The 12030-nt window shown below is 53.9% G+C and carries 11 protein-coding genes; all 11 read left to right on the top strand.

Annotation, left to right across the window (positions count from 1 at the left end; genetic code table 11):
• Window positions 1–91: 91 nt before the first annotated feature.
• A complete protein-coding gene (locus tag C4J94_RS04335; RefSeq protein WP_124385084.1) occupies window positions 92–658 on the top strand; it encodes a hypothetical protein in 567 nt (188 codons plus the stop codon).
• Between the two features lie 82 nt (window positions 659–740).
• Window positions 741–1898 (top strand): TcpQ domain-containing protein, encoded by a 1158-nt coding sequence (locus C4J94_RS04330; RefSeq protein WP_124385083.1) that lies wholly within the window; start codon window positions 741–743, stop codon window positions 1896–1898.
• The gene (locus C4J94_RS04325) at window positions 1898–3712 is read left to right on the top strand and encodes a PilN family type IVB pilus formation outer membrane protein (RefSeq protein WP_124369595.1); all 1815 of its coding nucleotides are present in this window, start codon (window positions 1898–1900) and stop codon (window positions 3710–3712) included. Before C4J94_RS04330 ends, C4J94_RS04325 begins: the two co-directional genes overlap by 1 nt.
• A 3-nt stretch (window positions 3713–3715) precedes the next feature.
• Complete coding sequence (gene pilO2 / locus C4J94_RS04320) at window positions 3716–5047, top strand: type 4b pilus protein PilO2 (RefSeq protein ID WP_124385082.1); 1332 nt, start codon at window positions 3716–3718, stop codon at window positions 5045–5047.
• Window positions 5037–5609 carry a type IV pilus biogenesis protein PilP gene (gene pilP / locus C4J94_RS04315; protein ID WP_124369594.1) on the top strand — a complete coding sequence of 191 codons (573 nt, stop codon included), beginning with the start codon at window positions 5037–5039 and terminating at the stop codon, window positions 5607–5609. The genes pilO2 and pilP overlap by 11 nt, the downstream gene beginning before the upstream one ends.
• Window positions 5610–5621: 12 nt before the next feature.
• Window positions 5622–7181, top strand: a complete 1560-nt coding sequence (locus C4J94_RS04310) for a GspE/PulE family protein (RefSeq protein WP_124369593.1) — start codon at window positions 5622–5624, stop codon at window positions 7179–7181.
• A complete protein-coding gene (locus C4J94_RS04305) occupies window positions 7171–8310 on the top strand; it encodes a type II secretion system F family protein (protein ID WP_124369592.1) in 1140 nt (379 codons plus the stop codon). Before C4J94_RS04310 ends, C4J94_RS04305 begins: the two co-directional genes overlap by 11 nt.
• 25 nt (window positions 8311–8335) lie before the next feature.
• The gene (locus C4J94_RS04300) at window positions 8336–8851 is read left to right on the top strand and encodes a type 4 pilus major pilin (RefSeq protein ID WP_173667485.1); all 516 of its coding nucleotides are present in this window, start codon (window positions 8336–8338) and stop codon (window positions 8849–8851) included.
• 10 nt (window positions 8852–8861) lie between these two features.
• The gene (locus tag C4J94_RS04295; protein WP_124369591.1) at window positions 8862–9803 is read left to right on the top strand and encodes an ATPase, T2SS/T4P/T4SS family; all 942 of its coding nucleotides are present in this window, start codon (window positions 8862–8864) and stop codon (window positions 9801–9803) included.
• Entirely contained in the window at window positions 9793–11109 is a 1317-nt protein-coding gene (gene pilV / locus C4J94_RS04290) for a shufflon system plasmid conjugative transfer pilus tip adhesin PilV (RefSeq protein WP_124385081.1), read from the top strand. The genes C4J94_RS04295 and pilV overlap by 11 nt, the downstream gene beginning before the upstream one ends.
• 427 nt (window positions 11110–11536) lie before the next feature.
• Window positions 11537–11977 carry a type IV pilus biogenesis protein PilM gene (gene pilM, locus C4J94_RS04285; RefSeq protein WP_124369589.1) on the top strand — a complete coding sequence of 147 codons (441 nt, stop codon included), beginning with the start codon at window positions 11537–11539 and terminating at the stop codon, window positions 11975–11977.
• Window positions 11978–12030 lie beyond the last annotated feature (53 nt).

Below are 12030 nucleotides of genomic sequence, written 5' to 3'. Positions count from 1 at the left end.
TCCAAGATTTAGGTCATGAGGCAAGGTTTTCATATGATTTTATTTATGAAAGAATTCTCGCGAGGCTATCAGCAAGGTACTTGGAGTTTTTATGCGCAAAACGGCTTTCCCCAACAAACTATATTTCTTAATAGCCACTGCCCTACTATGGGGAGTGCTCGCCTATCTAAGTCGTTATGAAATACATCTTCCCGTAAGAGAAGTATTCAAGCTCATCGGATTCGGCAATGCGAGCTTGATTGAACACTTCATAGGAGGATTTGCGGCCACTGCTGTCTTGCTGGCGATACTGCTTTTTGCAATGACCGTCACATCAAAAGCCCGCTTTATAAAAAGTCCTATTCGAGTATTGGCGTTTGGGAAGTTCCGCAGATGGTTAATGACCAAAACCCGCCCAGCTTACATCACTCATTGGACGGCAATCCTTGCAAGCGCTTACATCGTAGTATCAATAGCATGGGAGATAGACCAAATCAAAAAGCATGGTTTTTTCCAGCTCGATCAGTTCGGTATGGATCTCATGGGTGTTCTCGCATTTTGTTTATGCATGTGGGTACTTCTTAAAAAAAAACCTTCAGCACGCCAGAGCACACCGCTCATTTTCCTTGGTGTGAGAAATAGCAACGAGAGCCGTGGTAGCGGTTACGTAAATACCTAAAGACGCAGTTTTCTATTTCCTACTGCACAGCTGGTACCAGCCTGTCACCGTTCCCCTATCATTACAGGGGGCCTCTCGGCACATGATCAGGCACGTCACCACGCTCTCGCTGCTCGCGTTAATCGCCAGTTGCACGACCCAAACGGCGCAGACACCCAAGCCCGCATTCGACAGCAGTCGCAATCCGGACATGTTGACGCCAGACCTCTATCCTGGCGGCGCCGTTCCTGAAAAAGAACCAGTAGTGCGCTATGGCCGCTACACCCTCGTCAGCACGCTGCCAGATTCTGGCCAACGTGACCTGATGGCTCAGATTATCGACATCAGCATTCCTGCCAACATGCACCCAAATGTGCGTGAGGCCATGCAGTACGTGGTTGACCGTTCAGGTTATACGCTTTGCTCGGCAGACTCTGGCCACGTCAACATCCTTTACACCCGACCACTCCCAGCAGCCCAATATAAACTTGGCCCAATGACCCTGCGTAACACCCTGCAAGTGCTCGCAGGTCCGGCCTGGCAGGTGAAGGTCGACGAGGTCAACCGTCAGGTGTGCTACGTCCTGCGCCCTGGCTACCAGCTCCCGGACTCTCCACGTCCTACATCAACTCAGATTGCTCAGCTCAACACATCGACAGCTGCACAGCCTGTCGAAGCAAAGAGCAATAACAACGATGCGGGCAGCCAAGTAGTAGTCGCCGCCGTTCCGCAAACAGCGCCTTTCACAACAACTGCATCTTCCGCCACACCTGCGGCGAATGCTGCACCAACCAAAACCGTGGCCCCTCCTACGGTGAATACCAAGGACGGCTCTACCAAACAAACGTCTACCTTGCCGACTCCGAGTCCGGCCTCGACTACGTCCAGCAATGCCAATGCGAAGGTCGCTTCAAGTCCGAAACTGATCACCGCGGCGTCTGCAGCTTCTGCAGCGCCAAAGCCGGTTGCGACGGACATAGCAGCGCCGAAGCCGCTGGCCCAGATATGGACGGCTTCAACTGGCTCAACCCTTCGTCAAACCGTCGAAGGCTGGGCTGAAAAAGCGGGCTGGAAACTGATGTGGCAGGTCGATGATTTGGATTACTCAATTGACGCTCCACTTCGATTTGAGGGCAGTTTCCAAGAAGCCATTGGGTCGATTTTCCCACTGTACGACTCGGCTCCACGGTCCTTTCTGGTCGATGTGGTCGACAGTAACTCATCACAGCGGCTGATTTTTATTACAGAGAGGAACAAATGATGACTGCTCGTCTCTGGATCAAAGGCACAGCCTTGTCATTTATGGTCGCGCTGGTGAGTTCCTGTTCGCTGCAGCGTGTAAATGAATCGGCCAGCCGAGCTGAAAATGACGCTGCGACAGCCTCCCAATACAGCCGATTTCTGAGAAATCAGCAGCAAGAGTCCGCGCGCGCGACGGTGGTGTACAGCGACAAACCATGGGTCTCCAAAAAACCGCTGGTCGCCAAGCGTGGTTTACCGCTGACCATGGATTGCGACATCACCTATCGCCCTTCGTATAACGTTGGGATCGCTGAGATCGCGCAGTACATCACTAGTGAATGTGGTGTTCCGGTCATCGTAGCCCCTGATGCAATCGACCCAAGTGTCCTTTCCAGTTCGACCCAGGGCAACTCAGGACCTGCAGTTCCACCTGGTATGGGCTCTGCCGACAACCTGGCCAACTTCATGCCCGCCGGCGTCATCGGCAATGTTCCGAGCAACGCCCGCACAATGAATTCGGTTGGGCTGACTGCGCCCAACACATTTCCCATTAAGTACAGCGGCAAGCTGTCCGGGTTGCTGAATCAAGCAACTTCCCAGTTGGGCTTAGCGTGGAATTATTCCTCCGATGATCGCAGCGTGCATGTCACTTACTTCGACACCAAGACGTTCGACGTCTGGGCATTTGGAGATGACCAAGTCATTGAAAGCACTGTGAAGTCGGGCTTGCTGACCGCCACAGGCAGCGGGAGCAGCTCCGGTGGTGGTGGTGGCGGATCTTCGTCAACAGGTGCATCGGGTGAATCAGGCAGCAACCAGAGCACCACCGTTACCATCAAAACCTCGCTGATCGGAGACATTGAAAAAAACGTCAAGGCGATGCTGAGCCAACAACCCCAAGGTCGGATGTTTCTCTCACGATCCACTGGCACCCTGACGGTAAGCGATCGACCAGAAGTACTCTCCAACGTTGCTAGATACCTGAATTCGATCAACAGCAGTATCACTCGTCAGGTTTTGTTCAATGTCAAAGTCTTCGAGGTAACTCTCACTGACACAGACCAGACTGGCCTGGACTGGACAGCTGTCTATACGTCCCTGAGCAACAAATGGGGCTTCTCCCTGAAAAATGCCACCACCGGCATAAGTACGGGCGCGGTGTCGGGCTCCCTGAGTATTTTGGACACGTCGAAGTCTCCCTGGGCTGGCTCCAACTTAATTATCAAAGCACTTTCAGAACAGGGCCGAATCTCAAACGTTCGCTCGCCGTCGGTCACCACGCTGAATCTGCAGCCGGCACCAATCCAGATCGGCAATGTGAAGAGCTATGTCGCATCTAGCTCGACAACTACAACGGCTTCCGTTGGATCGTCTACTTCGCTCACCCCCGCAACCATCACCAGTGGCTTCAACATGATGTTGCTGCCTCGAATCATCGACCAGGACAACATGCTCCTGATGATCACCCTGAGCATGAGCAGCAAACCGACGTTTACCACTTTTACGAGCAACGGCTCCAGTGTGCAGACAGCGGACTACGACACTAAGAACCTGTCGCCCAAGGTCAAATTGCGCAGCGGTCAAACCCTCGTACTGACTGGTTTTGAGGAGAACAGCGAAAACGCAACCAAGTCAGGCGTGGGGGACCCCGGGTTCTTCGGTTTGGGCGGCAGCCGTGTCCGCACCACAGGGCACAGCGTGCTCGTAGTGCTGATTACTCCTGTTGTTGATAGCGACACAGGCAGTCCCAGCGCGGTGATTTCACCTGCTGCCAACGAGCCTTGGGGCTCTTGCCCTACCCCACTGCTGCATTGCACAGGTTTCAAGGGGTAAGCCATGGTTGCGGAAACCTCAAAAAATGGACGCTCTGCTCGGGTCCAGGTACTCCAGTATCGAGGAAAATCATTTGTCACCGGTCTGCGCTGGCATCCGCTGGGCAGTGTCACCGGTCACATGAAGGAAGCGCGCCAGTACGGTCGTGAGCACCACCTCGACATTGTCGCCATTAGAAGAACACCAGCCATTATTCAGGCAGGTTTTGTAGCGCGCAGCGAGGAGGTCACAAAAGGGATGTACTCGCTCGCGGCCACCCTGGCTGGACAGCTGGGGGACTCATGGATCGCGGCCTGGAAAACTGAAAGCGAAATTGATCAGTATGCCCTCGTTGCTGTGTATCAAGGTGGCGTGATCTCTGGCTGCGACATGATCGGCACAGGTGCTGAGGTTCGCCGCCGAGTCGCGCAACAACGCAGTCGTGGCATCAATTTCGACAACGAGTACCTGCCCCCAGAGTTCGATATGGGTGGTCAACCACTGGACGTGGAAGAGCTACTTCAGCCGTCGCATCTAAAACGCGAGTACCGGCTACGGCCACTCGTCTTTGGGCTATCCAAACCCGAACTTGTGCAGCTGGCAGTTCTTGGCGTGCTGATCGCTGCCGGCATCATTGGATGGACTCAGTGGCAGAGCCATCAGGATCGGATAGCCAAAGAGGCGGCGTTCCAAGCTGAACAGCAACGCCTGGCAGAGTTGGCCAGGCTGCAAAAAGAATCCGGTATGGAGCAGCCCCCCCAAGCGCTTGAACACCCCTGGGCCAAACGTCCATCTGTGGCAGATTTCTTGGAAGGTTGCAGCAACGTAATCTATCAGTTGCCTCTGTCCATTCAGGGATGGCAGTTCACGAGTGCCGTCTGCGACGGCGCACAGGTCTTGTCCTCTTATAAGCGCTCGGGCAATAGCACGGCCGACAAACTGATACAGGCGACTCAGGGTCACTTTTCTGATCGGCCGGCCTTCTTTGATGAGGGCAACTCGGCCACGTTGAAATTCGACATCTCGCTACCCGCAGCCGGTGATGAGTCTCTAAACGAAGCCATCGTGATATTGGCGAACCTGTCGTCTTGGCTGCATAGCTTCACTCAAACCCCAGTGCTGAAAGAAGTGCCGGTCGTTGTACCCATTCAACCAGCGATACCGGGCCAACCTGCTCCACCGCCGCCGCCACCGCCTCAATGGAAGCAATTCGAACTGAGCTATGCCACTGGCATTACCCCGCTGGACTCATTGTCCGGCGCACCCAGTCAGGGCTTACGGCTGCGTGAAATCACAACCAAATATGAGACCGGCCACCTTGTCTGGTCAGTAATAGGTGACCTTTATGCGAAATAAAGCGCTGTGCGTTTTGTGCTCCATCCTTGCGTTAGGGGCACCATCGAGTTGGGCAGATGAAAACACCCTATCTGGGGTGAACGTCGGCGAGCTTGCCCAGATTCAAAGCCAGACGATCTTGTTGAATGCCAAAGCCGAGAAGGCCAAGGCCGAAAGATCGATCAAGGGTGAAGACCAAAGTGCGACGACGCAGCCGTCAACTGTGTTTTTTTCTCAAGGAAACCTCACACAGCCGGCTGCAGCCTCGGGCCACAGCAGTGACACACAGTTTGATTTGCCTGTCGTGAAGGCGGTATTCGGCTCAGCAAAACGGCTCCGTGCAACCCTGCTCTACAGCAGTGGATTTGAAGTAGATGCTGATGCCTCATCTCGGGAATTACCCGGTGGCTACCGCGTGGCCATCCTCTCCGTCGAAAACGTGACCCTCGAACGTGATGGTAAGCGCTACCCCCTCGGCTTCTCCAGTATGCCCCCGGTCAGCTTGAGCAACGTCAACAGTCCAGCCCCCGGCATTACCCCATCAGCACCTATGCCGCCTGGTCTGATCCCTGGCCAACGTTGATAGAGAAGTTCGATGACGATCCTGACTGAAAAACCAGATGTCATAGAGCCTGACAGTGATGAGTCTGCTGCAGTCCTACTGACGTCGCACCAAACACTGCTGACGGCCCCTGGTGGACCGTTTGAGCTGAAACCCGAGCTGCGTCAACTGTGTGCGCTGACCAGCGACGGGATTTTGTATGTGTCTGCCCAACACCAAACGGATGCCTATGTCATGGCATTCGAGGACCAGCTGGAACACGAAAATCACCACTTTGAGGTCAAGGTCTGCTCAATGAGCACGATCAAGGCACTCTACCGCGCAAATGATGATGCAAACGGTAAAGCGCTGTCGGCGACTGAGACGAAGCGCCAAGCCCAGGTGGTGCAGCTTTTAGGAGAAGCCCACCGGCGCAATGCAAGCGACGTCCACTTTGTCGTAGGTCACGATATCACTCGAATCTTCTTTCGCATCCACGGGCTCTTGTGGGAGGCAGAGCAGCATCAGAGTCAGGTGGGCATGGAGCTCTGCTCATCCCTCTACAACAGCATGTGCGATGTCGCGAAAGATCACTACCAGCCGCAGGTGAGCCAGGACGCCAGGGTGAAACGCGCCTATGTCGACCAGCTCGGTTTGTTCGGTGCCCGAGTCGCCACTCGGCCGCTCGTAGATGGCCCCCTAATGGTTTTGCGTCTGCTGTATGACGACAAAACCAAAATGACGCTTAGTGATCTCGGTTTTCTGACGCAGCAAATTGATGCATTCAGCCGCATCCGCAGCTTGCCTTATGGGGTGAACCTGATCACTGGTCCCACCGGTTCAGGTAAATCGAAGTCGCTGCAGGTAAACCTGAACCTCTTGCATGAAGAGTGCGGTGGAACAAAACACATTCTGACGATGGAAGATCCACCTGAATATCCACTCCTCGCCAATCAGTCACCGCTGGGCGCCGGTGAAACCTGGAATGACGGTATTACCAATTCCATGCGGCTCGACCCTGACATTCTCATGTATGGGGAGATCCGGGACCTTGCATCAGCACAAGCGGCTTTCCGCGGCGGTATGACTGGTCACCTGGTGCTGACGACATTGCACACCAACAACGCTGTAGCAGCTCTTCAGCGACTGATCGACATGGGTGTAGACCGACACCTGGTTACTGATCCTGCATTGATGACAAGCGTGGTCAACCAATCCCTCTTGCCTGTGCTGTGTTCCCACTGCCGCGTACCCGCACGCGAGCATCTCGGGCAGCTAAACAGCGCGCTGGTGCAGCGCTTGCGCGATCTGGAAGCGATTGATGAGACCTACCTCAAAGGATCTGGATGCCCGCACTGCAAGGGCTTGGGCATCACCGGTCGCACAGTGGTTGCGGAAACTCTGCTCACCGACCTTGAGTTCATGCGCGTTTTCAATGGGCAGGGTGCAAGTGCGGCACGTCGCCACTGGGTCAAGGAAATGGGCGGTATTACCAAAACCGCACACACGATCATCAAACTGAAACAAGGCTTAGTAGACCCCCGCCACGCCGAAATGACGGTGGGGCCTTTGGACTTTGACCGGCAGATCCTGGAGCTCACTCATGCTGAGTGACGTCAGAGCGATGCTGAATCGTTGGGCAGAGACCTTCTATGCCAAGCAGTTCGGCAAAAACGAAAGAATCCAGTTCTACGAGAGCCTGATGGGCATCCTTGAGGACGGTGTGTCGCTTGAGGACGCGCTGCATACGGTGGCAAGAGCGTTCAGCGATAACGGCCAGAAGCTACATCCGGTATCCCTTGCATGCAGGGATATCGCGCAATCGGTGAAAGGCGGGAAATCCCTGAGCATTTCCTGCGAAGGCTGGGTTCCCTATGACGAGAACTCTCTGATCGCTTCCGGGGAAGACACCGGCAACCTGGTGCAGGCATTTCGGGACTGCGTGAGGATCATCGAAGTACGTCAGCGAATTAGCAAACTCGTGGCATCAGCCACAGTTTTCCCCTCCGTGGTGTGGAGCGTTATGGCGGCGTTGCTGTATGTGATTGCAGTGTGGATGGTGCCCTCCATGACACGACGCTCCAACCCCGAGGCGTGGACCGGTGTGCCGGCCTTCCTCTACGCCCTATCGAATTTCGTGACCCACTACGGACTTGTAACGCTGATAACTGTGATCGTCTTCATCCTCATATCGATCGTCACTCTACCCGTCTTTTGCGGACTTCAGATTACGGCCGCCAGCCCTTCGTGGAAGCTGCAGTTGAACAAGCTGCTCCAGATCCTGCGAGTCCGTGCTGAGAGGCTCCCGCCTTGGTCAGTCTACAAGGCACTCCACGGTTCGATCTTTCTGCTCAACATGGCTGTGATGCTGCGCTCCGGCATCAACCAACTCGATGCGTTGACCTCCCTTCAACGCAATGCCTCCCCGTGGTTGAAAGAGCGCCTGAGCGCCATTCATTACGGAGTGAGCGCCGGCAAAAACTTCGGTACTGCATTGAAGCTTGCGGGTCATCAATTCCCAGACCCCATGGCGATGCATTTTCTGGAAGTGCTCGCCACCCGCAAAGGCTTCGCCGAGTCGATGGAACGGTTTTCAAACCGGTGGCTGGAGCAAACGCTTCAGCGCGTCGAAGCCATCGCCAAATCTCTTATCGGCATGTCCTCCATGGCCATGGGGGTCATGATGATTCTGGTAGTGATCGGGATCTTCCAGTTGGCCGGCAATGTGACTGCAACGCTTTAAATCAAACCTAAATGAGGTACTGGAAATGCCAACAAACACTCCAAACAACCAACGCGGATTTCTCTCCCTGGACGGGATGTTCTGGTTGATGCTGATCGCGGTGGCACTTGGTTTCATCGTGTTCATGGGCTACAGAACGTTCGGCAGCTCGGACGTCACCATTGAACAGAGCAATCTCGGCACGTTGCTGAGCAATACCAAACGACTGAAAAGCACCACGGGTTACGCCACGGCAGGCACCAACTTGGCGCCTTCTTTGATCAACCTCGAGGCAACTGGCGGCATGAGCATCAACGGTAATGCCCTGTCCAACCGCTGGAACGGCGCAGTGACCGTGATGAGCAACGGCATGACCTTCACCATCACAGAATCCAACCTTCCGAAAAATGCCTGCATCACCCTTGCCTCGAACATGGCCAAGGACAAACAGACAACAACGGCGATCAATGGCGGCACTGCAATTGCCGGCGAAATCACTGCGGTGGCAGCTGCGACCAGCTGCTCCTCGGACGCCAATACCATCGCTTGGACTTCGTACTAAGGAACTCAGTGTGAGCGTGATCTCTGATGCTGAATTCGTCGACCTGTACCTCGGCGATGGATTTGCCGACGCCAAAGGTCTCCCTGGGCAGGCACGAAGGGTTGAAGCGCCCGCCGAATGGCGGTCAGACCTTGAGCGCTTACGGGCGCAGTGCGAGGAAAAGCACAAGGCAACCCAGGATCCAGAGTTCGCCCTAATTGAAGATGGCGTCGTCCTTCGTGTAACCCAGTTGCTGGATTTGAATGGCAAGCCTGTGTTTGTCGTAAGCAAATCCTCAGTCCAGATCCGTCCATTGGACATGCTGGGTCTGCCCGACTATCTGCAGGACGCGTTGATGAGCGACACGGTTCGCGGCCTGATATTCATTTGTGGGGAAATGGGCACAGGGAAAACCTCCAGTGCTGCATCACTGGTGAAAGCTCGCCTTGAGGCCTGGGGAGGCATTTGTGTGGCTGTCGAGGATCCTCCAGAACCGTTTTTGAATGGTCGGCATGGTAGTGGGCGCTGCATTCAAGTTCCGGTCTCTCGCCGGATGGGGGGATACGAGGAAGCGTTGATTCTAGCGCTGCGCACAAGAGCGGATTTCCTGTTCGTGGGAGAAATTCGCGACAGCTCGACAGCAGCACAAGTAATTCAAGCCTCGATCAATGGCCATCTCATCATCAGCACAGGTCATGCGGGCAGCGTTACTCAAGGCATTGAGCGTATATCAGCCCTGGCTCAGCCGTTACTCAATAACGCCCGAGAGCTGCTCTCCAAGGGGTTAGTGGCCGTTCTTCACCAGTCCTTATCAAGCGGCAACGAAGGGAGTCGTCGATTAACCCTGCAGAGCCTGCTTTTCACGGGCGATGACGGACCGGGCATCCGAGAGAAAGTCCATGCAGGAAAGATCACGATGCTCGATCACGACATCGCTCACCAATCATCAAGGAGTCTCTGGAATGACCAGTAGGAACAAGCAGCGGGGCTTCTTGAGCTTGGACATGGCGATCGGATTGGCCGTTTTCTCCGTTGTCGTCACTTTGGCGATCGCATGGCAAATCAAGCAGATGGACTCTCAGGACTATCGAATTGCTGCTGATCAACAGAGAACCATTTCAGAGGCATTGGCCAAATATCTGAAGGATAACTACAGCGTGGTGCTGGCCAACGCAGCAGCAACCGTACCGGTGCAAATAACCGTTCCGATGCTCGTCAACACCAACTACCTTCCTGCAGGTTTTAGCCCCACGAACGCCTTTGGGCAGACCATTCTCGGCCTCGCCCGGAAACCCAACCCTAATCAACTGGAAGTGATTGTGGTTACTAGTGGTGGGCAGACGATTCCTGAAATGGGTATCCGAACCATCGCTGAAAATCTCGGAGGACCTGGTGGCTTCATCTCTTCAGCCAACCCGAACATCGTCCAGGGCGTGCGGGGTGGATGGCAGGTAGCACTAAGTAACTATGCTATAGCTCCTGGCCCAGGACATACAGCTAGCGCACTTTTCCTTATGGATGGTGCGTTGGCTAATGACTATCTATATCGAAACGCAGTGCCAAACCATCCAGAATTCAACACGATGAATACTGATATCACGATGGGTAACCACAATATTAACAACGCAGGAAATATCACAGCCTCAGGCAACATAACAGCTAATGCCGACATTACAGCTCGAAACGTCATCGCCACAGCCAATGTAAATGCCGCTACTGCAACCATTACCGGTGATACCAGCACAGGTGGTTGGTTCAGAACACGTGGTGACACAGGCTGGTACAGCGAAAAATGGGGAGGCGGGATTTATCAAAACAGCCCCAACTGGGTCCAAGTTTATAACGACAAAAACTTTTCAACCGGTGGTGAACTATGGGGTGGAAAGATAACCTCGACTGGCAAGATAACGGCCTATGATCGCATTCAGACAAATGAATATTTGTCCCTGGGAGGCATAGCTACCGAGGGGCAACAGTGTAGTGACCGAACCCTTCTTGCAAAAAGCGCCGCGGGAATAACGTTGTCCTGCGAACAAGGCTTATGGAAAAGACCAGGGGGGTGGGAATTCCAGCTGATCCAGGGCACCTGCCAGGCGCCTGCCAGAGGCAGTGTGACCTGCTCCCTTGGCGACACCACATGGAAATCATGCTCTTTAACTGGCGCTTTTGGCATCGGAGATAGCGAGACAGGCTACATCTTCAGAAATGCCAGTGGGTGGTTTCTCTCCACTTCTCGACTTTCCTGGCCAGGTCTTTTCTATTGGAGCTGCTTCAAATAAAGCAGCCGCTTAAAAAATTAAGAAACGCTATTTTTGTATGTTTATGGGGATTATTGCAGTGCAGACGCTTGAGAATGACGTTGAGTATAGTGCTGGAGAATTACAGACCTGGCTAAGCACCCGAAGCAGGATATGCTCAACTGTGCTATGGCGTCGCGCGCTAGAAGGAAAAGAAGTATTCGAGGTCGGTGATTTCACATACAGATTACACCCAACACCCTCTGGTCGTTATTTAGTAAAGAAGATCACCACTATGGAATTAATCAACCCAAAACCTAAATCAATGAGCATCAAGCGCGCCGCTAAGTGGACTGTGATTGCGCTTGGCCTCGCGGGAATTTGCTTAACATTGATTGCCCTTTCGAAATAGGTTTGTTAGAGGCACGTAGGTGGTAACAACCACCGTTCTGCAGATGGAGCTCATGTCATGACAATGCAATGGCTCGTTTTGATGGTGGTGCTCATTGCCTCCAGTATATTCATGGAGAACCAACATCAGGACCAACGTATATCCGACTACGCGACCCTCGACTCGCTGGGTCGCGGCTTTCTGGTGTACCGATCTGCAGCAACCGAATTTGCTCAGTCCAACCCGGGCTTCAGTGGAATACCGAACGATTCTGCGCTCAACTTACCTGGGTGGTTTGTCAAACCTATGGGCATAGGTTCTTACATCACAGCCGGAACGGCTTATACCTATTTTGATGGGGTTGCACCGTCAGGCTTGGCCTCGGTGCTGGTAGATCTGACAAAGACAACTACAGTTGGTGTAAAGCGTTCAGGGATGCTGATTTCACAGATATCTGGGACGACTGCTATAGCGATTCCTCCCCCCGTGCCCGAGGGTGCGATTGTCGCCATCAATTAGTCTGGAGTAGAGCGACTTTGAAAGGCACTGGGTTGCATAAGCTCCGGCCTATC

Source organism: Pseudomonas sp. R5-89-07, assembly GCF_003851685.1.
In the GTDB taxonomy this organism is placed as follows: domain Bacteria; phylum Pseudomonadota; class Gammaproteobacteria; order Pseudomonadales; family Pseudomonadaceae; genus Aquipseudomonas.
Note: the sequence above shows the minus strand (reverse complement) of the source record. Positions and strands in the feature narration are given on the sequence as shown.

Excerpts from the sequence above, each read along its gene's own strand:
- C4J94_RS04335 (WP_124385084.1), top strand. The coding sequence starts at position 92 with ATGCGCAAAACGGCTTTCCCCAACAAACTATATTTCTTAATAGCCACT.
- C4J94_RS04330 (WP_124385083.1), top strand. The coding sequence starts at position 741 with ATGATCAGGCACGTCACCACGCTCTCGCTGCTCGCGTTAATCGCCAGT.
- C4J94_RS04325 (WP_124369595.1), top strand. The coding sequence starts at position 1,898 with ATGACTGCTCGTCTCTGGATCAAAGGCACAGCCTTGTCATTTATGGTC.
- pilO2 (WP_124385082.1), top strand. The coding sequence starts at position 3,716 with ATGGTTGCGGAAACCTCAAAAAATGGACGCTCTGCTCGGGTCCAGGTA.
- pilP (WP_124369594.1), top strand. The coding sequence starts at position 5,037 with ATGCGAAATAAAGCGCTGTGCGTTTTGTGCTCCATCCTTGCGTTAGGG.
- C4J94_RS04310 (WP_124369593.1), top strand. The coding sequence starts at position 5,622 with ATGACGATCCTGACTGAAAAACCAGATGTCATAGAGCCTGACAGTGAT.
- C4J94_RS04305 (WP_124369592.1), top strand. The coding sequence starts at position 7,171 with ATGCTGAGTGACGTCAGAGCGATGCTGAATCGTTGGGCAGAGACCTTC.
- C4J94_RS04300 (WP_173667485.1), top strand. The coding sequence starts at position 8,336 with ATGCCAACAAACACTCCAAACAACCAACGCGGATTTCTCTCCCTGGAC.
- pilV (WP_124385081.1), top strand. The coding sequence starts at position 9,793 with ATGACCAGTAGGAACAAGCAGCGGGGCTTCTTGAGCTTGGACATGGCG.
- pilM (WP_124369589.1), top strand. The coding sequence starts at position 11,537 with ATGACAATGCAATGGCTCGTTTTGATGGTGGTGCTCATTGCCTCCAGT.